We start from the raw sequence: 26,566 nt of genomic DNA on the forward strand, positions 1-26,566 counted from the left end.
TCGGAAATGATGAATTTAATGAACATGGTACGGGGAACAGAGAACGATCTACCCGCCAAAGAGATGATCAAGTACTGGAATCATGAGCCTGGAACTTTGAAGCTTGTGAGAGCAAGTAGCAATTTTATTTATACGTTTCAATGGAATAATAAGCACTATTATTTAAGGTTTACTCATGAAGAGGATAATACCGCAGAGAATATTCAGGCTGAACTAGATTTTATGATGTACTTATTGGAACAGGGCTATGAGACCGTAGCGCCAGTACGCTCCAAGCAAGGAAAGTGGATTGAGACCCTTTCAACTGGAAATGGCAAATATCACGGGGTTGTTTTTGAACAAGCCCAAGGGGAATACGTTCCACTTGAAGAGATGTCGGAGCTGCAGTTCCAACATTGGGGTCAAACGCTCGCGAGATTGCATAATTTATCAGAAACTTATGCTCCGAGCACACCCGCTCGTAAAAGCTGGGTCGATTCACTTCAATTTATTTTATCCGTATTAAGAAGACACCCCGAGGAGAAGGCGCTTAAGGAATATGAGCGAATTGAGGCGTGGCTAAGTGAGCTCTCTTTTGGCGTAGGACATACGGGGCTGATCCATTTTGATTTTGAGACAGACAATATCTTTTATATGAAAGATAAATCTCGTTTTTGTGCGATCGATTTTGATGACTCAATGTATCATTGGTTTGCGATGGATATCACATCAGCGTTAAGAGATTTATCCAAGCAGAATGATGAGGAGAGCAAGAAGAACATCGATCTCTTTATTAGTGGATATAGATCAATAAAGCGGCTGGATGATGAATATATCAAGCTATTGCCAGAATTCCAAAGATTCTCTGACTTATATGGATTCGTCAGGTTGCTTCGAAGTTTAGAGAATTTGGACGCTTCTATTTGTCCTGAATGGGCACTACAGCTTAAAGCTAAATTAGATAGCATCTGTGATCGTATTCGGGATGGCTTTCATCCTCATATGGTGCTGAAGACAATCAATGAGACTAACTGGTATGCGTGTACTCAGTTAGAGGTATCCAATGAGCAAAAGGCAGTTTTTCCTGTGCCCGTTGTTTATTGGTTGGCGGAATCGGCTTATTGTGGGATGACTCCATTGGCTTTGTACGCAGATGATGAGTTGGTAGGGTTCTCTGTATATGCCGTAGATCCTGAGGATGGTAGTTATTGGATTATGGCTTATATGATTGATCAGAAATATCAGAATAGAGGATTCGGTAGAACCGGAATGGATGCCTTGATTCGAACTATAAAAGCCGAACATCACTGCGATAAAATCGTTATTGGGCATCGAATAGAGAACGATCGTGCTTCGAACTTATATACATCCCTTGGATTCGTTGAAGTAAGCAGGGATGAGGTTGAAGTTATACGTGAGTTGATAGTGTAAAGAGAAAAGAAGCCGTTCCAAAAGTAGTTTTTAACTACTCGGGAGCGGCCTCTTCTTGTTATCATGTAAAGGATGTTCCAAATGATGATCCAAGTGAAGCTCGAACTTGAAGGGCTAATTGCACAATTAGGGAATTTCTCCCTCTATTTCTGAGATTATTGGTTGCCAGACATATAATTAGGGAAAACCTCCCCTAAATTCGTCTGATTTGATGAAAATCAAAGGGTTTAGCCTGATTTATTGGGAGAAATCCCCTGATTTCATTCATTATTAGCGAATATCGACTTTTTATAGGGAGTTTTTCCCTAATCAGTTTTAAACCATCAAATATAAGTCCACTCCTGCTCTAAAGAGGAATAGATGATCTCATTGCACCATTGCTGATTACAGAATCTAGTCTCCCTAAGAACCCCGTCTTTTAACATTCCTGCTCTAATCATTACTTTCTCAGATTGCACATTCTCAGCGTTGGCATAAGCAACAACCCTATGTGCATTAAGAGAGCTAAAGGCATAACCTATCAGGGACTTCACGGCTTCAGTTGCATATCCCATTTTCCAATAGTCCGGGAGTAGGGCCCAACCAATTTCCCATTCTCTGATTTCTTTCCAATTTAACTTAATGCTGACATTACCTATGGGCTTCATATCCAGCTTCGTACATATAGCAAGATCATAATATTCCCGTGGATCGCTTGTTGCTTGAGATAAAATCGAAAGGAAGTCATCTTTAATTCGTTTTGCATCAGGTGCGGAGTTCTCATATTTGTAGGATAAAGGATTTTGCTCTAGTTCTTCATAAAAAGAAGAATCACTGCTTGTATAATCTCTTAATATTAATCTGTCGGTTACTATTTCCACGAATGTTACACTCCTAGTCTAAGACTTTAATTGTTCTTCAGTTGCTACCGCCAAATACGATTACATAGACTCTGTAGTGCCTATTTTGTAACTTCTTGTAGACCCATGTGTTTCCCTTTATTTTTCTTAATATTTACACATTATAAAAATATAAGCTTAACCACCTTCCATTTTTATCTACTAAAATAGTGGAATTGTGATACAGTAATAGTGGTTTATTTACTAGAGGGGGATTTTGGAAAATGAAAGCTATTAAATGGAGTATTGCAGCAGTACTAGCAGTATCTATGTATGGTCCAATTCATACAGCGAAGGCAGCAGATGCGAATAGCACAAATGTAGTGAACGAACAGTCGATTTCCAGCACGGATGATTTGATTTTTCAAATGGATTATACGGAAATGACCGTTGGGGATAAGGTTCCAGTGCAGATTTTTGCAAAAGGACCTGATGGCTCATCGGAACGTATTCCACTGTCTCAAGCAGATATGGTAATTGAGAAGCCGTATTTATTGCAAAAGCTGCCTGATGGTTCAATAAAAGCATTAGCCGTTGGCGAAACAAATGTAACCGTACGTTCAGGAGCTAATTCCAAAACGTTAAAGTTATCTATCAGTGCTGATAAGGACATCGAAACAGGTGTATTAATCAATGGCACGATGTATTTGCCTGTACAAACTACCTTTAAGAGTTTAGGTGCAACTATTCAGACGAATACAGCCACTAAGACTTTTAGTATTCGTGTAGGGGATTTGCCTATTCAGCTTCAACTGGGCAGCGATATTGCTATGGTGAATGGGAATAAGGTGAAAATGAGTGGTAAAGTGCAAACCGTGGATGGAGGAGCAGTATTCCCTGCTACCCTCTTAAAAACAGCATTGGGAGCAGTATTGGACTTTGGTGCTCATTATGAGTCTTTGAACATCAATTTCGGTAAAGCTGAGTTATTTGCGTACACAAAAAATACGTTAAAAATATCCAAAAGAGAATCTCAAGGGGATCTCGCCAAGCTAATCGGAAAGACTTATTGGTTCAACCAGTATGATTCCGACTATAAATTCCAAAAAGCAACGATTGTTGATATTCTTGTGAACGACGATAATGAGTTTTCGATTTCTTTTCAATTGGCATCAGGTAAAATTGTGAATTCTTATGATATGGAATACGATCAGGTCACTCGCGATCTGGCAAACAAAGAGTATTTCTTTACGTCTGATCCTACCAAAATCTATAAATGGTCAAATGCGATTTGGGCCAAGATCAAGGCAGGTACAATTTCGACAGGGATGACGAAGCAGCAAGTAGAGCTGAGCTGGGGCACTCCAATTGATAAATCAAGTCTATCCGGCAGTGGAATTACAGTTGAGACTTGGCAATATAGAAATTATAATTACGTAACCTTTACAAATGGTGTTGTCTCTATGATTTACACAAATTAATGTAAGGGAACTATAACTTCATTTTAAATCAAAGGACGCCTTAAGGTTCATCATCGGGCGTCCTTTTCATATATTCGAACGCCTCATCATTGATTTAGTCATAGAGCCTGTCTCTAAAGCATATCTTTTGAAAGAAGCACTTTCAGAATGAAATGTTGACTATTTATTGACCGAAATGAGGGGTTTATTCATGGCAAAGTCAAAACGTGGACATGCACTGTGGAGTTTACCATCCAGGGGTAGGGGGACTTGTCCGGTCTGTCAGAGCACACGGATCAAACTGCTTTATCCAAAAAGAAAAACGGACGGATCAGTCGTTAAGGTTTGTAAGCGTTGTGACAAGGCGCCTCAGACGAAAGTGGATGCAGTGTTGGTGTAAAAGATTAACGCAAGGATGCCTAGTTGCAGCTATATGCATATTGCATGTAGGTACAACTAGGCATCCTTATTTTGTATTTCTCGCATAAACACTTACCGTCCTTATAAGGACGCCGAAGGCGTTTATGCTTGACATGAAATTATTACAGCGTACGATGAATGACCTGATCACGTCTAGGTCCCACAGAAACAGTAGAAATACGTATTCCAATAGACGTTTCGATAAAATCTACATAACTTTTAGCTTGCTCTGGCAGATCGTCAAAGTTGGTGATATGCGAGATATCATAGTTCCAGCCAGATAAATGCGTTATTATCGGTTTTGCTTTGTTCAGCTTACTTGTTGCTGGAAACTTGTCGGTGATTTCCCCATTTTCAAGTTCATAGGCAACGCAAACCGGAATCTCATTTAAATAACCAAGAACATCCAGATTGGTCAGCACAACCTCCGTTGCACCTTGCATCAGGCAACCATAACGTGTAGCTACTGCATCAAACCAACCCATACGTCTAGGACGACCTGTTGTCGCTCCAAATTCCCCAGCATCGCCACCTCGTGTGCGAAGTTCATCCGCTACAGGGCCTTCTAATTCAGATACAAAAGGTCCGGCACCAACACAACTGGAATATGCCTTCGTTACAGCGATAACATTCGTGATGGCAGCCGCTGGAAGACCCGCGCCGACAGGTGCGTATCCGGCAAGTGTCGATGAGGAGGTAGAGTAAGGATATATACCGTGATCAGGATCACGCAGAGCGCCTAATTGCCCTTCAAGCAGAATTGTTTCTCCTTTTCCATAAGCCTCTTGCAGTATTTCTGTTGTGTTGGCTACGTATGGTGCCAATTGTGCAGCTTCTTTTTGTAACTGAGCCATTAATTCCGAAACTTGGATAGGGGCTTTCTTATATAAATGCTCCAGTAATACATTTTTTGAAGCAAGTAATTGTTCGAGACGTTTCTCAAGTCGGGCAGGATCAAACAAATCCGCTACTTGTATCCCGAGCTTCGCATATTTATCCGCGTAGAATGGCGCTATCCCCCGTTTGGTTGAACCGAACCCTTGTGACCCAAGTCGTTCCTCTTCCAGCTCATCAAACAAACGATGGATCGAGAGTACGATTTGAGCGCGCTCCGATACGAACAACTTCGGCTTTGGAACCCCTCTATCTGCTAACGCTTGTAATTCCTTTACTAATACTTCTGTATCAAGAGCTGTTCCTGGTCCAATAATGTTTGTAACTGATGGGTAAAATACACCAGAAGGCAGCATATGAAGTGAGAATTTTCCATACTGGTTAATGATGGTATGACCAGCGTTACTTCCACCTTGAAAACGAACTACATAAGAGGCTTGAGCGGCTAGTACATCTGTCATTTTTCCTTTGCCTTCGTCTCCCCAGTTAGCTCCTACAATTGCGATTACGGTCACGCGATTACCTCCCAAGCTTGTGATTGGCTACAGGTCTAAGTATAATGCTAGATAGAGCATTAGAAAAATTGATATACGTAATATCTATTATAAGGTGAGGTAATGACGTGGGGATGGACATCAACTTGGAATGGTATCGCTCTTTTTATTGGGTAGCGCAAACAGGCAGCTTAACTGCGGCAGCAGAACGACTGAATATAACACAACCGGCAGTGAGTCATACGATTAAGCAATTGGAAGAAAAGATGGGCGGACCCTTATTTTTTCGTACCTCTAGAGGGGTGGATCTAACGACAGAAGGCAAAGTACTGCTGCGGTTCATTGAGCAAGCCTTTCAGAATGTGGAGATGGGTGAACGAGCGATTGCCGAAATGAACAATTTAAATAGCGGGGAGATTCATATTGGTGCTAGTGATACTCTCTGCAAATATTACTTGTTGTCTTATCTCGAACAATATCATGAGCAATTCCCCAATGTCCGTATTCATATTACGAATCGAACAACACCAGAGACACTTGCGCTTCTAAAAGAAGGGAAAATTGATTTCGGTATCGTTAGCTTACCGGCATCTGACAAACAGATTGAATTTCGTAAGAGTACAAGGCTTCAAGATTGTCTTGTCGGTGGCAAGGGCTTCCGTCATTTGGCGGACAAGACAATGCCGCTTTCAGACATCAAGCAGTACCCCTTGTTGTTTCTAGAGCAAGGAGGCAGCACAAGAAAGTATATAGATGGGTTTCTTGCCTCCAATCATGTGACGATAACACCAGAGTTTGAATTAGGCAGTGTAGATCTTCTTGTTCAGTTCGCTTTGCGTGGCTTTGGTCTTGCTTTTGTTATTCGTGATTATGTTACGGAAGAATTAAAGAGTGGAGAACTTGTAGAAATCCCTTTAGATCCGCCGTTTCCAGAGCGTAACATTGGAATTGCGACTCTTCGAGGAGTTCCACTCTCTGCTGCTTCAAAGTCCTTTCTAACCTTATTGGACTAAATTAAATCGGGTGAAGGATCATTCACATAAGGAGGAGGCTAGGCTATGAGCGGTATGCTTGGTCGGCTACGCAAGGGATACGGGAAAAAACTGCGGACACTACATACCTGGAACGGCTGGATCGTCGTGATATTGGCCTTGACGGGGCTAGTGCTAGTAGGTGGTTTTTGGCGAGGTTTCCTTGGTGAAGGCAGGGTATGGATTAAAGGTCTGCATATTGTGGTAGGAATCGCATCTATCCTTCCAGTGATCTATTATCTTCTATTGGCAAGTAAACATTGGAAACAGCTAAAGGAGAAGCCTTGGCAGCGGTTCAATGTACTTGTCGTGCTTTTCCTCTTACTTGGCTGGTTCATTTCGGGCGTGTTGTTATGGCAGTTCCGTAGAGTTGGACCGCAAGTATCTAATCTTGCTTTGGTCGTTCATGATGTCCTGACATGGGCTGGTCTGCCTTACATTATCTATCACTCACTGACTCGTGTGAAGTGGCTGAAGGAGCCGAATCGTCGGACTATCAAGAGCGGGAGTGAGTTGAGTAGCAATTCAACATATCAAGATACACCTCAGCCAGTCTATACACGTAGAGCTTTCATTCGAGGGACGATCGGTGTAGGGCTTGCCCTTACAATCGGACCCTCATTTGTAAAATGGCTAGGCAGCTCGATTGGAAACATCGGTGGCAGCGAAACGATCGATAAATTAATCGAGAATGACCGCAATCAGCTGTTGCCAGCACCGCAGCCACTGGCGGCATCGTCACCGCCTCTTGGAGGTGGGTCGCAGGGTCAATTCCGTGTTTATACTGTAACCCCTATTCCTGAGTTCACGAACGATAATTGGTCCTTTAAGTTGGATGGTCTTGTTGATCAGAGCTTTACATGGAATTGGGAGCAATTCGTTCAATTGCAACGGACGGTTCAAGTGAGTGATTTTCACTGCGTGACAGGTTGGTCTGTCTACAAGAATACCTGGGAAGGCATCAAGCTGAAGGATCTTCTACAACAGGCTGGTGTGAAGTCCACAGCAAAAACGGTGAAGTTCTACTCTGGGGATGGAGTATATACAGATACTCTTACGCTGGAGCAGGCGGATATGGACGATGTTATGGTCGCGGTGATGCATGATGGGAAACCGATTCCGAGCGATCTCGGTGGACCGGTTCGGCTAATTGTCCCCAAAATGTTCGCTTACAAGTCAGTAAAGTGGCTGAACCGGATTGAACTGATCGAGGGAGAGCATACAGGATATTGGGAGCAGCGTGGCTATTCGAATGATGCTTGGGTATAAATGAGTTTACTTAACCTTAATGGGCTTGGGGCCTGTTAAGGTTTTTTTGCGATTACGGACGTAATCACAGAAATACTTCCATATATATAGAAGTGAATCAACGAGAGGTCAGAGATCTTCTGCGGAAAATTAGTTTTTTTGTAAATAAAAGGAGTATAGCGTATGGGTTTCTGATAAAATAAAGCAAATGAAGGAAAAAGTTACCGGATCGGTTAAGGAGGTGTGTATGTTGAACGGTGCGAGATCCGTAAAGCTATTAGGGCTTATCGTTGGCGTGGTGTTAGTGAATATTATGGTTTTGTCACCAGGGTTACTAGGGGTCGAAATTGGGGGAGTAAGCGTTCTAGAGACTTCCTTTGGTGTGACATTAGTAGTGATCAGTCTTCTTGTTGTTCTTTATGGAAGTTATAGTTTGCTGTTTAAAGCTTCGGTGGTTCCACCTGTAAAAGAGATAAAGACGCATGAGGATTATATAGCAGCGCTCACGCAATACAGAAATATAAAGGTGCTGAAGAAGGACATTACGCTGGCTTTGGATCAGATCACTCGGATGGAGAAGAAGAAAAATACGTTAGTGGATGTCCTAAGTCAGCGATTCGAGCAATCAGAGCTAAGCTTCAAGAAATTTGCTGCGGTCAGTTATGAAGTAGAGAAGCTTTTCTATCTGAATATCAGAGGAATACTTAGTAAGTTAAGTGTTTTTGACGCTTCGGAATTCTCCCTTTTTGCCAGTCAGCAGAGACCTGCGCAGTTCTCGGATAAATTGGTGCAGAAAAAAACAGCGCTATACAATGAATACTTGGCTTATGTAACAGGTTATCTCGGTGCAAATGAAGAGATTTTGCTGAAGTTAGATCAATTGCTACTCGAAATATCGTTACTAGACAGCACGAATTATAAAGATGTTGAAGATATGCCTTGTATGAAGGAGATCGATGATTTGATCAAACAGACGAAATTCTATAAGCAATGAAAGGAAGATGCGAATGGCTAGGAAAGGGAGAACATTTTTAGTCCTCGGGATTATAACAGTGATCGTTTTTGCACTCGTATACTTTGGGATCAGCTTAACATCTAATTTAGGTAAAACCACTACTGAGGTTTCATCAGAAGATGCAGGAAAGCGGCTGGAAAAACTTTATAAAAAAATTAACGTAAATATCGCGGAGCAAGTTAAAGGACAAATCGACCTTGATCCTGTTGCGATTGGCGACTCCTTGCCGGATATTTCAAAATTTCCTATATCAGTGACCAATACAACGGATAGCTTTGTCGAAATCTTCTCATCTACAGAGAAATCTGGAACGGGGAATGATGGATGGCTCAATGAAGTGGCGACAGATTTTAATAATTCCAATATAGAGGTTAATGGAGTTCCCGTTTCAGTTAAAATCCGTAATATTGCTTCAGGTACAGCGACGGATTACATAAGGTCTGGAAAGTATATACCAGATGCGTTTACACCATCCAATGAGTTATGGGGCGAGATGGTAAAAGCGAACGGCATCAGCACGCAGCTTATAACCAATCGTCTTATAGGTAATGTAGCCGGTATTGTTACGAATAAAACGAAATATGATGAGTTAGTAGAGAAATATGGTTCTTTAAACGTGAAGACGATTACAGATGCGATAGCGAATAATGAATTATCTATGGGTTACACAGATCCTTTTGCCAGCTCAACAGGTTTGAACTTTCTTGTGACTGCACTTGGGACGTTTGACAGCTCTGATTTGCTGGGAGAACAAGCGGTTCAGGGCTTTGAGAAATTCCAAGCGAATGTACCTTTTATCGCCTCGACGACTTTACAAATGCGTGATGCGGCTAAAACTGGGAAGCTGGATGCTTTTGTTTTAGAGTACCAAATTTACGCAAATGCCCCAGAGCTAAAGGGGAGCTATGTATTTACTCCTTTTGGTGTAAGGCATGACAGCCCCCTTTACGCATTAGGTGATCTACCACAAGAGAAGCTGGACATTATTAAGAAATTCGCGGAGTTTGTTGAACAGGATAAATATCAGCGTTTGGGTGAAGAAAAAGGTTTTAACGGACTGAATGATTATCATTCGGAGGTTAATCCAGTGGATGGTAGTCTTTTAACCTCGGCACAAAAGCTGTGGAAGGAGAAGAAAAACGGAAATAAACCCATTGCGGCAGTATTTGTAGCCGATGTCTCAGGTAGCATGAACGGGGAGCCTTTAAATCGCTTAAAGCAATCATTATTAACAGGACAGAAGTACTTGGGCAAAGATAATAGTATTGGTTTTGTTTCCTACTCCGACAACGTTACGATAAACCTTCCTATTGGTAAATATGACACGAATCAGCAGTCAATGTTTGTTGGGGCGATAGATAGTCTTCAGGCGAATGGGGGTACAGCTACTTTTGATGGCATTGTAGTTGCACTTAAAATGCTTCAAGACGAAATGAAGATTAACCCGGAGCTTAAGCCATTGATCTTTGTGTTAAGTGATGGAGAGACGAATGAAGGTCATTCACTTAATGATATCAGGGGCTTAATTGAAACCTACAAAATTCCGATTTACACCATTGGGTATAACGCGAATATTAAAGCACTGGAGAGCATTTCAAGTATTAATGAAGCGGCTAACATCAACGCGGATACAGACGACGTAGTCTATAAAATCGGAAACCTGCTTAATGTTCAAATGTAAGTTACAACTTTTAGGAGGGGTTCTATGTCTTTTACGATGGAAGTGGTAAGTCCGGAGAAATTGAAATCAGCGATTGAAGAACAGGTTAAACCTGAGCCACAGGAAGTAACGCAACTGAAGGAAATGGCGATAAGCAATGTCTCGACGATTTTGGAGCTGGATTTAGAATCCTTGGAGAAGCGAAAAGAAGTGCTGCAATCCATAGACAGCTTCGGAATGAGCACCATGAGATCGTCTTCAGACAAGAACTCTCTTTTGCAAGTTTCTGTAGGGAATTTATCAAAAACAGGGGATGAAGGCGGGCAAGTAGCTAAAGGATTAACGGAACTAAACCTCCAGTTGAAAGATTTAGACCCAAGCGCAGTGGATTTTGCTAAAAGTGGTCTTCTAGGGAAGTTCTTTAACCCATTGCGGAGTTATTTTGCGAAGTATCAAAAAGCGGATGCTGTGATCTCAGATATTATTATTTCTTTAGATAAAGGTAAAACCGTATTGAAAAACGATAACACTACATTAGAGTTTGAGCAGCAATCGCTTAGAGAGCTGACTAAAAAGCTGCAGAAAGAGATTCAGCTAGGAATGCTGATGGATCAGGAGATTGAAGCTCAACTAGATGCAGCCAAGCTACGTAATGAGTCCGAAGAAAGGGTAAAGTTCATAACAGAGGAGGTATTGTTTCCTCTGCGCCAGCGTGTGATGGATCTGCAACAGATGCTGGTAGTGAATCAGCAGGGAATTATGGCGATTGAAGTGGTTATACGAAATAATAAAGAGCTAATCAGAGGGGTGGACAGAGCTAGAAATGTTACGGTTTCTGCCCTGAAAATATCCGTTACGGTAGCCAGTGCACTCTACAATCAACGAATCGTTCTGAAAAAGATTGAACTCCTAAATCAAACGACCAACACGCTAATAAGCGGCACCTCAAAAATGTTGAAAGATCAGGGGGCGGCGATCCATAAGCAATCCCTAGAATCTAGCATTTCAGTAGATACATTAAAACAGGCATTCACCGATGTGCTATCCGCTTTAGATTCAATAAGTACGTATAAGCAGGAAGCTCTTCCTAAGATGCGTGAAACCATTAACCAGTTCAGAGAGCTGGCAGATAGCGGAGAACAGCAGATCGTGCGGCTCGAGAAGGGAAATAAGCTGGGCTTGTAGCTGTTGTGAGTCTAAACCCATCCTAGCCTTTAGTCTGGTAAGACTCCGGTCCTAAGACTGTTTTGAGCCTTCTCTTTCTCACGTATAATGAGATTAATTGATAACGTGAGAGGAAGGACATAAGAAATGAACGATAAGTTGTATACAATGCCAATCGGAGCGGTAGATTCCATGCAGATTCCCTTAGAATCGAAATCACAATCTAAACCCGGCAAACGTCGATCAAGTCCCAAGACCTATCGGAGTATGTTGTATTTTATAATCTCTTTGCCGATTACGATAGTATATTTCGTGTTTATGGTGACAGGATTAGCATTATCGATTGCTTTAACACCCATTTTCATCGGTATACCCTTGTTTTTCGCAGTAGCTAAAGGGCTAGATTACATTGTGAAATTTGAGCAAGAGTTAGTAAGATCACTGCTGGATATCCCTAGACCGAGTGAAGAGCGTAGAACGGATATGAAGCAAGAGGGAGCAGGCTTCCTGCAACGAATGAAGTTAGGTTTTGATGGTGCAAAGTTCGCACGTAACATCATGCTGATTATGGGACGATTCGTATCCAGCATTATCTTCTTTTCACTAACGATAACTGTGGTAGCAGCTGCGTTAGGTCTGATTACACTACCTGTGCTTCATCAGATTTTCCTGCAAACGATGGATTTGAACATTTTGGAGAATAGTGTTTTTGCCTTATTTAATATCGACTGGACTTTATCTCAGCAATACATTTCTTATGTTGTAGCGGGACTCGTCGTTGCTGTGATCGCAACATGGGTGATTAAGTCGTTGATGGATGTACAGCGTAGAATGTTGTTTGTATCCTACGAGGAAGAACGTCAGTATTAAATAGAAAGAAGCGTAGCTCTTGGAGAGTTACGCTTCTTTCTATTTTTATTTCTATCTTAATGAATTAGTCCATCGCTCAATAGGTTATTAAGCTTCTAAACAGTAGGCTTGTAGCTGCTTGCGCTTGTCAGCAGTCATTCCGAATTCCTGTTCGAGGAAAGCATCCACACTTTTATAGCGCTCGTCGATGGCAGAGAAAATGGCTTCCATAAATTCTCTGCGCAATATAAGCGCAGCCATAACAGTATCCACTTCCGTAGGGGATAGATGTTGTGAGGCTTGCTTTTTTATTTGTTCATTCATAGGACCGAGTGTCTGATTGGAGAGCAGGTAGTCTTCTATAATTGTCTCTCTCGGAACCCCGAGTGCGAGGAAGATAAACGCTGATCCAACGCCAGTGCGATCTCTTCCACCGGCACAATGATGCAGGATACTGAATGCCTCTGGAAGCATAATGGTTGCCATAAGTCGCTTAAAGGAAGGGTTATTAAAGGCCATATCCAAATACATATTAACCAAGAAATCTGTCGTGAAATGTTCAAGGAATCCAGAACGAACCACATCTCTCATGTCTCCAGGAACCTCTTGTTTTAAAGCAGGTACACAAATGTTATTGACCCCTGGAATGACCGGATCTGGTTTTAAACGAACTTCTTCTATCCCTCGATAATCAAATATGGTCTTAATTCCAAGTGATTTAAAGAGTTTTATATCATGATCGGTCATTCCTGTTAATTCAGCTGATCGAAAAAATAAACCGTATTTGACTTTACGGCCATCTGAGGTGGTGTATCCGCCCATATCTCGGAAATTGAGGACGCCTTTAAAGGGGAGAACACGACGCTTAGAATCTGTTGTTTCTAGTTTCTGGTTCATTTTCGTACCACCTTTGGTTGGTTATTGAATAGGCTATTCTAAAATGTAGAAAGGGTGTCGCTTAACATTAAAGTTTGCACTTAATACTATATATAGTACCATGATAAATGCCAACAAAAAAACATAGCAAAAAGGTCACCTTTTCTGTAAAATCGTTTGCAATATCATGTCGCGCTATTGCGCTGCATACGGAAAATTTCTAGTAGGAGTGTGTAAAATGAATTTAAAAGAAAAGTTGATAGTAATAAAAGAAAATGGCTACCAAGCACCTCCCGATACATTCCAGTTGATCCAAGAAATGATACATAACATCGGTTCTGTGGATGCCGAGCTGCGTGATGACCTAATTTATACAACCTTATCACATTGGATACCTACTCATTCTCTAACTGTAAACGAACTAGAACAACTTCTACCCGTTATTTTGGATAATAACCATTTGCTTTTTAAGCTTGGTGAAACAAATACAGACTCTGTCTTTACTCGATCTTTCTCAATGCTAGTCATACCACTCGTCTTAGTGAGACATAGAGAAGCACCGTTTCTCTCAAGAGAGCAAATACATCAGATAAAAGAGAAAGTATTTTACAATGTACAAGAAGAGCGAGATTACCGTGGGTATGACGAAGAAAAAGGCTGGGCTCATGCCATAGCCCATGCAGCAGATGCTTTAGACGATTTAGCTCAATGTTCCGAACTGGATAACAATGACCTCATAACGATTCTCAATTTGGTTTACGAAAAGATGACCATAACAGATCGAATTTACTCCGATGGGGAAGATGAGAGAATGGTAAGACCCATAATTAGTGTTTTAAATAGAAAAATACTTAGTCAGACTTATGTAGAGCAATGGATTCAAAGTTTTGGTGATGTGGAGAAAAATCCCGAATTTCTTCCCGCCTTTAGGCAAAAAAATAATATAAAGAACTTTTTGAAAAGCTTATACTTTCGAGTTAAGTTTTATAAAGTAGATGCCGATCTCTGCCCAACTATTGAGCACACATTATATAAAGTAGAAAAAGTATACTATTCCTAATTAAGAAACAAGAGAGGAACGGATTCTGGTGCATACATAGGATCAAGTTTATTAAAAAAAGCCCACAAATATATGGGCTTTTTAATTTTTTTATCGCAAAATATAACCCCCATCCGGAAACAAAGTGCTTCCTGTTGTATAGTTATTAGTCATCAAATAAATGGTTGTATGTGCTGCTTCGTCCGCATGGCCGACCCTCCCAAGAATATTTATATTCGTATATTCGTCGTAAGCTTTGTCTCTAGTTTCCTGTTCTGCACCTTCCCAATTAAAGTTGGTATGAATGGTGCCTGGGGAGATGACATTTACCCGAATCGGAGCTAATTCTACAGCCAATGCTTTTCCCAGACTCTCAATTGCACCGTTACAAGCCGCGTAGGAGGCACCGTCTGCAAGGGGTCGTTGGCCGAATGCGCCAGACATCAGAACAATAGAGCCAGTTGGACTTATATATGGGATCGCGTATTTCACAGCATTATATTGAGGCCAGAACTTTGCATTAAAGCAGCTATGCGCAATCTCTAAGCTTGAAGTAATCGGTCCTCTAACATAAGAGGCGCCGGGAGTGAACAAATGATCGAAGCTGCCGATTTTTTCAAAAAAAGACTTTAAGTCTTCTTCATTTTGATTATCAAGCGAATGAGTTTCGGTAGATTCGGACCCTAGAATTTGTTGAGCTTTTTCTAATTTATCTTGTGAACGCCCAGCGATTATGACATATGCGCCTTGTTCAACAGCTTGTTTGGCAGTCGCGAGCCCTATTCCGGAGCTTCCTCCTATAATGACGATTCGCTGGTTTTTTAATGAAATACTGGACATTTTTATCTACTCCGTTCATAGTTAAATGGACTTTTAAGTTCTGTTTTTTATTATTAGGTATAAAAGAAATTCTGCACAGTACGCACTTTTTTCGTACTAGGTACGATTGTTCGTACTAGCTGTGAAATAGATTAACTATCGAAAGAGATGATCACATGGATTTACTGGAGCCGAGATTGGCCGGAGTGCTTACAACGCTTGATAAGATCGGTGGAAAGTGGAAGCCGCTCATTTTATTTATTTTATTGATAGATGGTACCAAACGATTTGGCGAACTTCGACGGATTATTCCAGATGTCTCTCAAGGGACATTAACTAAGCAACTACGGGAGCTTGAAGAGGATCAACTTATCGATCGTGTGATTTTTCATGAGCTTCCATTGAGGGTGGAATATAGTATTTCAGAACATGGCAAATCACTAATTACTGTTTTGGATAGCATGTGTGGCTGGGGAAGGATGCATCAGGAGTATTTAAATAATACAAACAAGTAAGGGGCGGACATTATTATAAATACTATTTTGCAGGACCCAACGGGTCAGGCCTATAAGACGCTGATACAGGTAGCTATGGAAGTGTGTGATGAATTTATTTTGGTCAAACGGGATCAGATGGAGTTAGAGCCAGAAGGATATGAACTATTGGAACGGTTACAGCCTTTTCTCAAAGAGATCGTCAAAGATGATTATTGGCCGGGAACTCGGCTTATGGGACATTATGCAGATGTTTATTATTTTAGATGTTCACCGGATGCGGTCGATATCCTACTATCCTATTCTACGAGCTTGTACTCATGGGTGCAGACTAGAGTGCCCGATGATCTTTGTTTTTTAAGACAGGGGCGACCGTGGTTAATCAATACAGCCCATGAAAGAGAAGGCCATATTGTAACGGATGTAGAAGAGGAGCTTAACAGACTGGAAGAGAGCGGATTATTGTTCCGTGACTTATCTGTGTTTTACCCTTAATAAAGATAACAATGAGGCGATGTTTGCAAAGACATAGTCTCTTTTTGTGCTGGAAATTTTTTGTAGACAAAATGGTCTACAAGTTGTAAACTCTAACTCAAATGGAAGGTCTAGGATTTGTAGACCAACGGGAGGTGCAGACATGAAGGATCTCAGATTGACCGAAATGGAAGGGAAATTTGCAGAGTTAATATGGGAACATGAACCGATCCCGTCTGGGAATCTGGTGAAGTTGTGTGAATCCGAGCTGAACTGGAAGAAATCAACGACGTATACGATGTTAAAACGACTTGAAGCTAAAGAGATTTTTATCAATGATAATGGTGTGGTAGGTTCTCTTATCAAAAAGGATGACTTTTATGCGGAGCAGAGCAAGGCTTTTGTGAAGGAAACCTTCGGCGGTTCGTTACCCAAATTTTTGGCTGCTTTCACAAAGAGCCGGAAATTAAGCGACAGCGAAATTGATGATGTTCTAAGACTAATCCATGAGCATAAGGAGGAGTAACGGTGGATCAGCTGTTTGAACAACTTTTAAACATGAGCATTACGGGAAGTTATGTGATTGTGTTTATCATCATGGCACGGCTGTTCTTAAGAAAAGTTCCCAAAATCTTCTCCTATGCCTTATGGTCTGTGGTTTTGTTCCGACTCCTGTGTCCGTTCTCTATTGAGAGTATATTTAGTTTTATTCCATCTGAAGTACAGAACTCACCTCTGAATAAGCAATTTACACAAATACCCCAAATCCAAAATGTAATCAACTCATCCGACATTATATCAACCGTACCTATCCCCGTACCCGCTGACCCCGCCACCTCTGTTAGTATTACTCCTGCAAATTCAACAGACGCATGGATTAACATTGGCCAATATATATGGCTGGTCGGAATTGCACTGCTGCTCATCTACAGCATTGTTGCCACTGTTCAGCTTTCAGGAAACTTAAGAACGGCAACCCCTCTTTTCGAAAATGTATATGAGCATAACGGCATTTCCACACCTTTTGTATTCGGCTTACTTAAGCCTAGAATATACCTACCAAACGGTCTTTCTAATCATGAAAAAGCTTATATTATCAAACACGAGCAAGTGCATATTCACAGGTACGATCACATCATAAAACCTCTCGGGTTTGCTGTTCTGTGTATACATTGGTTTAATCCAGTGGTGTGGCTTGCTTTTTATCTGATGAGTGATGATATGGAGAAGTCCTGTGATGAAAGCGTCATAAGACAGATGGGCAGCGGAATCAAAAAAGAATACTCGACCTCACTTTTGAACTTATCTACCGGAAAACGATTTATGAGCGGTTCACCACTTGCCTTTGGCGAGAGCAATACAAAAGGGCGAATTAAGAACATTTTAAATTACAAAAAACCTGCCTTTTGGGTTGTTCTAGTCGCAATTATTGTCGTGGGAGCGCTGTGTGTCGGACTCATAAGTAATCCGAAAAATGATCCATTAACCGTAAAGGATTATGCTCAGCAATTTATGGAGCAGAACATTACGAGCTATGAGAACAATTCAGATATTAAAGTGATTGACAGTAAAATTACTAAGCTTGAAAAAATAGCATCGTTCGACGATATGATTGCCACACCTTTGGAAATTTGGAGTTTAGAATATCGCTTAAAACCGGATGATCCAAATAAGCTGACGATGGCGGAAAATATGGTCGATGGATTTATTACCGAAGAAGGAAGCATGGGAAAGCCGATACTTATTTTTTCCATTATGAATTCAACACTACAGTATCTTGGCATCATCAGGAGTGGAGAAAATGATATGTCTACACCAGCCGGTCAAGAAATGGCAGTGCGTGTGTTTCTTGAAGCAAACCATCAGCTTCCGCATGAAACTTATAGTGGGAAGCACATTTTAGTGAAATTCCCCTTAACGACAGGCGAAACAAGCCAATTGTTGTTATCTCAGCCAGCTGTTCAAGGAAAGACAGGAATTTGGAGTGTAGAACGCTGGAAGGATTCGAATGGAAATGAATATTACAATACACCTCAAACCGATGTTACGATAGCTGAATATTATACCCGTCTGCAGACATTAGCTGATCAGGGGGAGGAACGAGCACTACTTGATCCATTACAGGTCGCCATAAATTATATAAGCAATGATATTGGAATGGGACAGCATATTAAGCTGGATCAGCTAGTGGTGAACTATAAGGCTACAGCTGATGATTATGCGATCACGCCCGAGAGTGCATTAATGGGCTATGTTTTAAATCTTAAGTTAGAGAGTAACTCCTTTGATTTTGATAACATTGAATGGCTAACGATGGAGGATTCTGCTCGTTTTAAGGGGTTAAATATTAATCCAGACGAGGATATGCCCAATGGATTTTATATTCTCAACAAATATACGTATACCGACCCGTTAGAGGTTACAGATCAGACGAGATATTCCATAGTGGACGCTAATATGGGTGCTCTAAAAGAGGTAAGCAAACAGGAGTTTATTGAATATTTTAAGCAATATACTGATATTGTACCCCCGTGTGTGATTACTAAAAAAGACGGATATGTTACCAGCATTGCTGAGAAATATATGCCGTGATATATTCGTTGATGAAAAAAAGTTGAACCTGTATTTATAGCATAAAAGAACCCGCATTTGGTGCGGGTTTTTCTGCATGTTCTTCAGCGTGTGTATCGGCGCTGGCTCGTTTACGTTACCTTCGGCAAATTGAATTCGGTTTTTCACATACATTTGGCTTATTACGTTACCTTTGGCAAATAGTATTCGGTTTTTCGCATACATTTGGCTTATTTACGTTAGCTTCGGCAAATAGTATTCGGTTTTTCGCATACATTTGGCTTATTTACGTTAGCTCGGGTTAATTGTATTCGATTTTTCACATACATTTGGCTTATTACGTTACCTACGGCAAATTGTATTCGGTTTTTCGCATACATTTGGCTTATTTACGTTAGCTCGGGTTAATTGTATTCGATTTTTCACATACATTTGGCTTATTTACGTTACCTACGGCAAATTGTATTCGATTTTTCACATACATTTGGCTATTTACGTTACCTTTGGCACATTGTATTCGGTTTTTCGCATAGATTTGGCTCGTTTACGTTACCTACGGCAAATAGTATTCGGTTTTTCGCATACATTTGTCCGTAAGCTCGACTAAAACATGTATTCTAAGGATTTAAGGTCCGCTCGGTCCGTCATCCCAAAGAGGCGTGTGCTTAATTAAAAACAGGGCCCCCATGGCCAATAGTTGAATATAGGCCCATCCCTTGAGTTCATTTCACATTTCTCCGCAATCTAGGAATTTTAAAAATTCTATTATAGCAAGCATAAACGCCTTTGGTGTTCTTAATAGGACGGTAGAGTCTAGGCCATTGGCAGACCCAACTGTTTACGAAACTTATTCCGAACTACGACAGAAAGTGCATCTAGCTTGACAAGCTCTGCCTGAGCGTACGCCTCTTGAAGACCAATCTGCATAAGATGCAGTACATGTGATACGGATGCACCGCCAGCTCCATTTTCTTTTTTAACAATTACGTTACCTGCGAAATTTCTCCCCTTTATACTGATCTGACAATTTACAAAATTTGATATATTTAAAGAAATCTATTGATAATTATTCTCATATGATTTAATATGATAACGATTCTCATTATCATTACTTTGCTATAAAGAATGATAAATAAAATAGAGACAGGGAGAGAGAAAATGAATCAGAAAAAAGTTCTATTAGCAGGGGTATCAGCGGTCTTAGCTTTGAGTTTGGCGGCTTGCGGTAACAATGAAAAGGATAACGCAGCTTCAAAAAGTGCAAATAATTCCGCCGTAGCAGCAGAGGGAAATGCAAACAACAAAGAAAATGCGGCTCAGGAGGCAGTTGCCACTGAACAAACCATTACATATCTAGGTAAGGATTATGTAGTACCTGCAGAGATTCACAATATCGTAGCTGCAAGTCTGGAATCTATGGAAGATGCAGCAATCCTAGGAGTGAAACCTGTAGGCGTGCTAGCAATAGCAAATGCTATTCCAGGTTATCTATCATCTGAATTAGCGGGTGCATCTTTAGTGGGGGATAAATTTGCTCCAAGTAATGAGGCGATCCTGCAGCTAGATCCAGATGTTATTTTAGGGTCTTCCAAGTTTGGTGAAGATGTGTCAGGTGCGCTTAATAAAATTCAAACAATGATTCCTTATTCACATATCTCAACGAATTGGAAAGATAACTTGCTCTTATTGGGTCAATTATCTGGTAAGACTGCAGATGCAGAAAAGATTATTAGCGAATATGAAGCTAAAGCCGCAAGTGCAAAGGCTGAAGTAGGAGAAAAACTGAAAGATCAATCTATTTTAGTTATTCGTATTCGTGAGGGTAGTATGTGTGTGTATCCTGCGGGCGTATATCTGAATCCGGTTATTTACGAAGATTTAGGTGCTACTATTCCTGAAGTTATAACAAATACTAAAGCTCAAGCTGAGCTTTCGCTAGAAGCTTTAGCGGAAATTAATCCGGACTATATTTTCTTGCAGTTTGAAACCAGTGAAAATACTGATAATGCAACAGCACTTGATGATTTAATTAAGAATCCGATCTTCAAAAGTGTAAATGCAGCCAAAAACAATCATGTCTTTGTAAATGCTGTTGATCCGTTGGCGCAAGGTGGTACGGCTTGGTCTAAAGTAAGATTCCTGGATGCTGCAATTGAAAACCTGTTGAAGTAAATCCGAAGGTGCGATGAATAAGATGAATACAAAAAATTGGAAAGTTATTTTGATCCTATCAACTTCTCCATTATTCATCGTCTTAGCAATGGTTGTATCCGTCTTATATGGTGTTAAGGATATTGGAATAGTAACAATCTGGCAGGCGATTACACACTTCGATGCGAATAATGTGGACCACAACATTATTATGACATCAAGATTATCGCGTGTAATCGCCGCTTTATTGGTTGGAGCGGCCCTGGCTGTTTCAGGGGCGTTGATGCAAGGCGTTACACGTAATTATCTTGCATCACCATCGATTATGGGAGTAAATGACGGATCGGCATTTGTTATTACGTTGGCTATGGTGTTTTATCCTGGATTATCGAATGTGCATATGATTCTTTTATCTATGGTGGGTTCTGCTATCGGAGCGGGATTGGTTTTCGGATTTGGCTCATTGGTCAAAAACGGCTTATCTCCACTCAGATTGGCCATTATTGGTACAGTAATTGGTACATTTTTAAGTAGTATTGCCTCTGCAATAGCGATGTTTTTTCAAGTTTCACAAAATGTTAGCGTGTGGTATAGCTCAAAAATACATACCGTGAATCCAGATATGCTAATATTGTCCATTCCTTTTATAATCGTGGGTCTGCTCTTGGCGGTTAGTATTTCTAAATCTGTAATGGTTGCTTCCTTAGGGGATGAAACGGCAATTAGCTTGGGTCAACGGACAAAATGGGTGAAAATCGTCAGCATTTTATCTGTTGTATGTCTAACCGGAACAGCAGTAGCTTTAGTCGGTAAGATAGCCTTTGTGGGTCTAATTATCCCTCATATTACACGTTTTATCGTTGGTATCGACTATCGTTTCATCATTCCTTGCTCAGCAGTCATTGGGGCTGTTTTTTTAGCATTTTGTGATGTCTTAAGCCGGTATATTAATTTTCCGTTTGAGACGCCAATAGGCGTTGTGACAGCCTTTATTGGAATCCCGTTCTTCCTTTATTTAATTCGGGTTAAGGGGGGAGAGCAACGTGGATAGAGGCAAAATACAGTTTAGTCGCTATATATTGACGCTATTAGCTTTTATCCTGCTAACACTTGTGGCGGGGTATTTTCATCTTACGAATGGCGCTTTTGATATGTCTGTCATGGATGTGATAAAAACGCTGCTGCGAATAGATCCCAATCCTAAATTTGACCTGGTTATTTTTCAATTTCGACTACCACGGATCATTATTGCGTCATTAGTAGGCATAGGTCTGGGGATGGCTGGAACGGTCATTCAAGGCATTACCCGAAACGGGCTGGCTGATCCAGGTATCCTTGGGATTAATGCCGGTGCCGGAGATGCCATCGTTGCATTTATGTTTTTCTTTCAGATGTCAGGGGTTACTTTTTTTAAAGAAAGCTGGTTTTCGATACTAGCCATGCCACTCTTTGGTTTTGTGGGGGGGCTTGCCGCAGTTGTGGTGATCTTTATTTTCTCTTGGCGGAATGGTGCACTTGATATGCAACGTTTGATATTGACAGGGATCGCGATAAGCAGTGGTTTTGGGGCGTTGTCGTTGTATCTTTCTCTAAAAATGAATGCAAGTGATTATGAAATGGCTGCGGTATGGAGTGTCGGAAGTATTTACAGCGCGAATTGGACTTATATCATAATGATCACGCCTTGGGTGCTGATTTTAGGATTTGTGATGTATCGAAAAAGCTATTTGCTTAATTATTTTCAATTGGAGGATTCCAGTACAAAAAGCTTGGGGATCTCCGTAGAAAAAGAAAAACTGATCTTTCTGTTATGCAGTGTGGGGATTGTAAGTGTCTGTGTATCTGTATCTGGTTCTATAGGTTTTATAGGATTGATGGCTCCTCACATCGCCAGAAGATTAGTAGGGATTAATCACCGCTATATTATGTTATCCAGTGCAGTGGTTGGGATGTTTTTGCTTGTGATCTCAGATTATTTTGCCAAAACATTATTTCAGCCAGCAGAGTTACCCGTGGGTATAGTCGTTTCGATTATTGGGATTCCTTATTTCTTATATTTATTAGCCAAGTCAAGAGTGTAGGGGAGAGTGAGCAGCACAAATGTCAACACAAGTAGAGCTCGAACACACAGAATCATGGAAGCTAGAATCTCACTATATGGGATACACGTATGATATAAAGGTTTCTCTACCAAGAGAAGAAGCACCCGAAAATGGGTTTCCCGTCTATTACATGCTCGATGGTAATTCCTACTTTCAATTGGGTCGGGATGTCGTGAAGTTGCAGTCAAGAAATGCGCCGAAAACATGGATTGCACCAGCCATCGTGATTGGTATTGGACATTATGGTTCAGATGAAGAGTTCTCTAAAAGAAGGTTTTATGATTTCACGCCTCCTGCAGAGCACTATGTATATCCGGATCGATTGAAAAATGCTGATATAGGCCCACATGGTGGTGCTGAAAAGCTCCTATCTTTTTTAGAGTTAGAATTAATGCCGCTGGTTTCTGAAAAATATAATGTCGATCAGCATAAGCAAGTTTTGTTTGGTCACTCATTAAGCGGGTTATTTGTTCTCTGGACGCTATTCACGCGTGCGGAGCTATTCCAGTATTATTTGGCCTCTAGCCCTTCGATTTGGTGGAATGACCATGAAATCCTGACGTATGCGGAGCAGTTCTATAACAAGGCTCAAACGATAAGACTAGAGAAACGAAAGCTATTGATCACCGTGGGCAGTGAAGAGGCGTTTATGGTCGATGATGCTAAAGGATTATTTTCAAAATTGCATGAGTATTCATTGCCTGATTTACAGGTTGAGCATTATGTAGCGCCAGATGAAAATCATGCGTCAGTAGTGCCGACCATCATGAGTAGAGCGTTCCGTATGTTGAACCGTTAGGGAAGGGGAAGTGACGAGGATGATGGTAGGAGAACTTACTGCTTTCGAACATATGGAGCGACAAATTACTGTGTATCTCCCTAAAGAATATCATTTCTTTACGGATAGGAAGTTCCCAGCGGTTTTCTTGCAGGATGGTGATTTCTTGTTCAAAGAGTCGATTGCAGCTATAGAGAACGACGTGGAAGAGGGAATAACAGAGCCGGTTATTTTTATCGGGATTGACTCTCAGCTGCGGAATGATGAATATACACCTTGGGAAATGCCTGCTCTTTTTAAGGATTGGTCCTTTGGGGGCAAGGGGGATGACTATTTGGATTACGTCTATAAGGAGCTGGTTCCGTATATGACTCGTTCCTTTCGCATCTCTCATGAGTCTAGCAAATTGGCATTAGGTGGTGTTTCACTAGGTGGATTAATAAGTCTATACGCGATGTACAAAACGGAGTCTATTTTTGATAACTTTATACTCATATCTGCGTCTGTGTGGTTTAAAGATTTTATACAGTACATGGAGACTTCAAAGTTAGATAGGGAATGCAGAGTTTATATGTATGTAGGTGAACAGGAAGGTATCCACAAGACGAATGCACAGAAGGACATGGTGCCTAACAGCAAGCGCGTTTATGATATTTTAAAAGATAAGATAGACGCTGCTGATCAGCGTTTGAAGTTTGAGACAGATCCACTGGGCACGCATAATGACACGTTTTTCCTGCAATATTTTCCAAATAGCATCAGGTTCTTATTTCCCGCAAAATAAATAAAAGGACGAGCAGGAGAGAGTATCCTTGCATCGTCCTATTTATCTTATCTTCTTTTAGCTATGTTTCTGTAAATTCTCAAGATGTACGTCCAAATTATCAAAGGTTTGTGAAATACCCGGTAGCATACCCATATCAATTACTTGTTGTACCGCTTCTGGTGATGCGTATTTCCCGGTGTTAACCAGCTTCGTTTGACCATCCAGCTCGATAAAATCTAGTTGGACAAGCGTTTCAGGCAGATCTTCTGAAATATTACCCTCTGCATCAGAGAACCAGTCCGTGTAAATAATTTGCTCCGGAATCGTAATTTCCCGATAAAGCGCCTTGCCCCAAGACTCCATGCCATAGAAATCGCCTTGATTCTTATCCTCACATTTCATGCAATAATGCCAAGTGCCCCCTGGACGAAAATCGACATGGCACACGGGAAGTGTCCAACCTTTTGGCCCCCACCAGTGCTTCAAATGCTCAGCCTCAGAAAAAGCTCTAAAAACTAGCTCACGTGGAGCTTTAAAAATACGCTCTAATATTAGAGTACTGCCTTCAACTTTGGATACTAGCTGGTTGGTTTGGTTAGAATTTGTCATTGGATAAATCCTCCTCGTTTACTTTTCCTTATCTAATTCCTCGCTCTGTAGCTTCTGCAAATAATCATCCAGCCGATCGTATCGTTCCTCCCACATATGGCGGTAGGATTCTAACCAAACGTCTAATTCCTTAAATGGATCAGGGCGGAGCTTGCAAATGCGCCGGTTAGCAATAGCTTGAACTTCAATAAGTCCCGCTTCACTGAGGACACGCAAATGCTTGGACGCTTGAGGCTGCCGCAGCTGAAGACTATCCGCGATCTCTCCAACAGTTAAGGGATTCTCGCGTAATAGCTCGACGATCTGCATACGATTAGGCTCAGCTAAAGCACTCATTACGTTAGTATTCATAAACAAACATCACTTCGATTCATTGAATTCATTCGTATTTCATATGACGAGGCGAGATAGAACGACTCAACAGCGCCTACTTCCTTGTATTTCCTATTCGTATTTACAATATACCACGGAGTGAATATTCCTGTAAAGGGATATATAGAGTATTCATTGTATGATAACTTCAAAAGTAGGGCATAGTACAAGCATTACGTAGAAATATGTTCCATGATAACCAGTAAACTTTACAAAAAACATAGGAATAGATATAATTAAGCATAACTTATCGGTTTTAGATGTACGCAAGGGGCCTAACGCCAGTAGGCTCCTTTTGTATTTCTTGGCCATGTTACAGGAGGGTGAAGGTCATACACAATGAAAAGATTATGGTTTGTGTTCATTATGGTCCGCATGGGGAGCGTTTAATCCGGCGTGGTGTGCAACTGTCTGAAATAATAGGGGCCCCATTGTTTGTATTAAATGTCGATAGTTCGGACAATGATGAATATAATCAGAGCAAAGAAATGTATATGACGGTTTGGAAACGTCTTGCCGATGAAGCTGGCGCAGAATTTATCATTCGGAAACGTGAAGGCCGAAAAACAACTGATATTATTGTAGAAGTAGCTGAAAAGAATGAGGTTACACAGATCGTCATTGGACAATCTGCTCAGACTCGATGGCAGGAGCTTACCAAGCGCAATTTCATCAATGAACTCATTGGTAAAATGAAAATGATGGATCTGCATGTCGTGGCTGTTCAGCGGATGCGTGCCGGACTGGAAGAGACCCATGAGGAAGGCGTAATCGCCTACCTGGTCAAAATCGGGGATGAGTATCAGCTCAGTGATGAACCTAAGGGAGAGTATTCGCTTAAAGGAAAGTTCTTTCACGAACTACACACAGAATTTGAGAACGGTTTATTCAGAATTGAGCAAGAAGATGGAAAGGCTAGATATTTGCATATTTGTGATGGCACATTGACCGATTCTTTATAATCGGGCGTGCCCTTATCTTCATGAGGGCCTATTATTTAGGGCCCTTCCAATCATATGATCTTTGGCTTTTGGTAAAAAAGTAAGTACTAA

The 26,566-nt window shown here is 41.0% G+C and carries 26 protein-coding genes; 20 read left to right on the forward strand and 6 right to left on the reverse strand.

What is annotated here, in order from left to right; translation table 11 throughout:
• Nucleotides 1-6 precede the first annotated feature (6 nt).
• A complete protein-coding gene (locus tag QNH28_RS12635) occupies nucleotides 7-1,410 on the forward strand; it encodes a GNAT family N-acetyltransferase (RefSeq protein ID WP_283911656.1) in 1,404 nt (467 codons plus the stop codon).
• 323 nt (nucleotides 1,411-1,733) lie between these two features.
• Here QNH28_RS12635 and QNH28_RS12640 read toward each other — a convergent pair whose 3' ends face one another.
• Nucleotides 1,734-2,270 carry a GNAT family N-acetyltransferase gene (locus tag QNH28_RS12640; RefSeq protein WP_283911657.1) on the reverse strand — a complete coding sequence of 179 codons (537 nt, stop codon included), beginning with the start codon at nucleotides 2,268-2,270 and terminating at the stop codon, nucleotides 1,734-1,736.
• 242 nt (nucleotides 2,271-2,512) lie between these two features.
• Between QNH28_RS12640 and QNH28_RS12645 the strand changes: the two genes are divergently transcribed.
• Together QNH28_RS12645 and QNH28_RS12650 are read left to right on the forward strand one after the other, a co-directional pair.
• A complete protein-coding gene (locus QNH28_RS12645; RefSeq protein WP_283911658.1) occupies nucleotides 2,513-3,709 on the forward strand; it encodes a stalk domain-containing protein in 1,197 nt (398 codons plus the stop codon).
• 190 nt (nucleotides 3,710-3,899) lie between these two features.
• On the forward strand, nucleotides 3,900-4,088 hold the full coding sequence (locus tag QNH28_RS12650) for a hypothetical protein (protein ID WP_076121390.1): 189 nt from the start codon (nucleotides 3,900-3,902) through the stop codon (nucleotides 4,086-4,088).
• Nucleotides 4,089-4,230: 142 nt separating this feature from the next.
• On the opposite strand, the gene QNH28_RS12655 is transcribed toward QNH28_RS12650, so the two are convergent.
• Complete coding sequence (locus QNH28_RS12655) at nucleotides 4,231-5,517, reverse strand: adenylosuccinate synthase (RefSeq protein ID WP_283911659.1); 1,287 nt, start codon at nucleotides 5,515-5,517, stop codon at nucleotides 4,231-4,233.
• 113 nt (nucleotides 5,518-5,630) lie between these two features.
• Here QNH28_RS12655 and QNH28_RS12660 point away from each other — a divergent pair, with 113 nt between their 5' ends.
• The 6 genes from QNH28_RS12660 (at nucleotide 5,631) to QNH28_RS12685 (ending at nucleotide 12,484) form a co-directional block, all read left to right on the forward strand.
• Complete coding sequence (locus QNH28_RS12660) at nucleotides 5,631-6,509, forward strand: LysR family transcriptional regulator (protein WP_283912135.1); 879 nt, start codon at nucleotides 5,631-5,633, stop codon at nucleotides 6,507-6,509.
• Between the two features lie 45 nt (nucleotides 6,510-6,554).
• A complete protein-coding gene (locus tag QNH28_RS12665; protein ID WP_283911660.1) occupies nucleotides 6,555-7,796 on the forward strand; it encodes a molybdopterin-dependent oxidoreductase in 1,242 nt (413 codons plus the stop codon).
• A gap of 187 nt (nucleotides 7,797-7,983) precedes the next feature.
• A complete protein-coding gene (locus tag QNH28_RS12670) occupies nucleotides 7,984-8,769 on the forward strand; it encodes a hypothetical protein (protein WP_283911661.1) in 786 nt (261 codons plus the stop codon).
• A 13-nt stretch (nucleotides 8,770-8,782) separates the two neighbouring features.
• Complete coding sequence (locus QNH28_RS12675; RefSeq protein ID WP_283911662.1) at nucleotides 8,783-10,471, forward strand: vWA domain-containing protein; 1,689 nt, start codon at nucleotides 8,783-8,785, stop codon at nucleotides 10,469-10,471.
• Nucleotides 10,472-10,495: 24 nt separating this feature from the next.
• Nucleotides 10,496-11,635, forward strand: a complete 1,140-nt coding sequence (locus tag QNH28_RS12680) for a toxic anion resistance protein (RefSeq protein WP_283911663.1) — start codon at nucleotides 10,496-10,498, stop codon at nucleotides 11,633-11,635.
• Nucleotides 11,636-11,761: 126 nt separating this feature from the next.
• Nucleotides 11,762-12,484: a sensor domain-containing protein gene (locus QNH28_RS12685; RefSeq protein WP_283911664.1), complete on the forward strand. Its 723-nt coding sequence runs from the start codon at nucleotides 11,762-11,764 to the stop codon at nucleotides 12,482-12,484.
• Nucleotides 12,485-12,571: 87 nt separating this feature from the next.
• Here QNH28_RS12685 and QNH28_RS12690 read toward each other — a convergent pair whose 3' ends face one another.
• Nucleotides 12,572-13,360 carry a tyrosine-protein phosphatase gene (locus QNH28_RS12690; protein ID WP_283911665.1) on the reverse strand — a complete coding sequence of 263 codons (789 nt, stop codon included), beginning with the start codon at nucleotides 13,358-13,360 and terminating at the stop codon, nucleotides 12,572-12,574.
• A gap of 217 nt (nucleotides 13,361-13,577) precedes the next feature.
• Between QNH28_RS12690 and QNH28_RS12695 the strand changes: the two genes are divergently transcribed.
• A complete protein-coding gene (locus QNH28_RS12695) occupies nucleotides 13,578-14,399 on the forward strand; it encodes a DUF2785 domain-containing protein (RefSeq protein WP_283911666.1) in 822 nt (273 codons plus the stop codon).
• A gap of 90 nt (nucleotides 14,400-14,489) precedes the next feature.
• Here QNH28_RS12695 and QNH28_RS12700 read toward each other — a convergent pair whose 3' ends face one another.
• Nucleotides 14,490-15,218: an SDR family oxidoreductase gene (locus tag QNH28_RS12700; RefSeq protein ID WP_283911667.1), complete on the reverse strand. Its 729-nt coding sequence runs from the start codon at nucleotides 15,216-15,218 to the stop codon at nucleotides 14,490-14,492.
• A gap of 155 nt (nucleotides 15,219-15,373) precedes the next feature.
• Between QNH28_RS12700 and QNH28_RS12705 the strand changes: the two genes are divergently transcribed.
• From QNH28_RS12705 to QNH28_RS12745, 9 genes are all read left to right on the forward strand, one after another.
• Nucleotides 15,374-15,712: a winged helix-turn-helix transcriptional regulator gene (locus tag QNH28_RS12705; RefSeq protein ID WP_042187604.1), complete on the forward strand. Its 339-nt coding sequence runs from the start codon at nucleotides 15,374-15,376 to the stop codon at nucleotides 15,710-15,712.
• Between the two features lie 27 nt (nucleotides 15,713-15,739).
• A complete protein-coding gene (locus QNH28_RS12710) occupies nucleotides 15,740-16,186 on the forward strand; it encodes a hypothetical protein (protein ID WP_283911668.1) in 447 nt (148 codons plus the stop codon).
• Nucleotides 16,187-16,328: 142 nt separating this feature from the next.
• Nucleotides 16,329-16,691 (forward strand): BlaI/MecI/CopY family transcriptional regulator, encoded by a 363-nt coding sequence (locus tag QNH28_RS12715; RefSeq protein WP_283911669.1) that lies wholly within the window; start codon nucleotides 16,329-16,331, stop codon nucleotides 16,689-16,691.
• Nucleotides 16,692-16,693: 2 nt separating this feature from the next.
• A complete protein-coding gene (locus tag QNH28_RS12720; protein ID WP_283911670.1) occupies nucleotides 16,694-18,757 on the forward strand; it encodes a M56 family metallopeptidase in 2,064 nt (687 codons plus the stop codon).
• A 1,137-nt stretch (nucleotides 18,758-19,894) separates the two neighbouring features.
• The gene (locus tag QNH28_RS12725) at nucleotides 19,895-20,908 is read left to right on the forward strand and encodes an ABC transporter substrate-binding protein (RefSeq protein ID WP_283911671.1); all 1,014 of its coding nucleotides are present in this window, start codon (nucleotides 19,895-19,897) and stop codon (nucleotides 20,906-20,908) included.
• A gap of 13 nt (nucleotides 20,909-20,921) precedes the next feature.
• A complete protein-coding gene (locus tag QNH28_RS12730; protein WP_283911672.1) occupies nucleotides 20,922-21,938 on the forward strand; it encodes a FecCD family ABC transporter permease in 1,017 nt (338 codons plus the stop codon).
• A complete protein-coding gene (locus QNH28_RS12735; protein ID WP_283911673.1) occupies nucleotides 21,931-22,968 on the forward strand; it encodes a FecCD family ABC transporter permease in 1,038 nt (345 codons plus the stop codon). Before QNH28_RS12730 ends, QNH28_RS12735 begins: the two co-directional genes overlap by 8 nt.
• Nucleotides 22,969-22,987: 19 nt before the next feature.
• Nucleotides 22,988-23,788: an alpha/beta hydrolase gene (locus QNH28_RS12740; protein WP_283911674.1), complete on the forward strand. Its 801-nt coding sequence runs from the start codon at nucleotides 22,988-22,990 to the stop codon at nucleotides 23,786-23,788.
• A gap of 19 nt (nucleotides 23,789-23,807) precedes the next feature.
• Nucleotides 23,808-24,551 (forward strand): alpha/beta hydrolase, encoded by a 744-nt coding sequence (locus QNH28_RS12745; RefSeq protein ID WP_283911675.1) that lies wholly within the window; start codon nucleotides 23,808-23,810, stop codon nucleotides 24,549-24,551.
• A 57-nt stretch (nucleotides 24,552-24,608) separates the two neighbouring features.
• Here QNH28_RS12745 and QNH28_RS12750 read toward each other — a convergent pair whose 3' ends face one another.
• Both QNH28_RS12750 and QNH28_RS12755 read right to left on the reverse strand, forming a co-directional pair.
• Nucleotides 24,609-25,142, reverse strand: coding sequence for an SRPBCC domain-containing protein (locus QNH28_RS12750; protein WP_283911676.1), 534 nt, complete (start codon nucleotides 25,140-25,142; stop codon nucleotides 24,609-24,611).
• 18 nt (nucleotides 25,143-25,160) lie between these two features.
• Nucleotides 25,161-25,493 (reverse strand): ArsR/SmtB family transcription factor, encoded by a 333-nt coding sequence (locus tag QNH28_RS12755; RefSeq protein ID WP_283911677.1) that lies wholly within the window; start codon nucleotides 25,491-25,493, stop codon nucleotides 25,161-25,163.
• A gap of 344 nt (nucleotides 25,494-25,837) precedes the next feature.
• Between QNH28_RS12755 and QNH28_RS12760 the strand changes: the two genes are divergently transcribed.
• Complete coding sequence (locus QNH28_RS12760; protein WP_231573438.1) at nucleotides 25,838-26,476, forward strand: universal stress protein; 639 nt, start codon at nucleotides 25,838-25,840, stop codon at nucleotides 26,474-26,476.
• Nucleotides 26,477-26,566: the final 90 nt, after the last annotated feature.

The organism is Paenibacillus sp. G2S3, from assembly GCF_030123105.1.
Taxonomy (GTDB): Bacteria; Bacillota; Bacilli; order Paenibacillales; family Paenibacillaceae; genus Paenibacillus_AQ.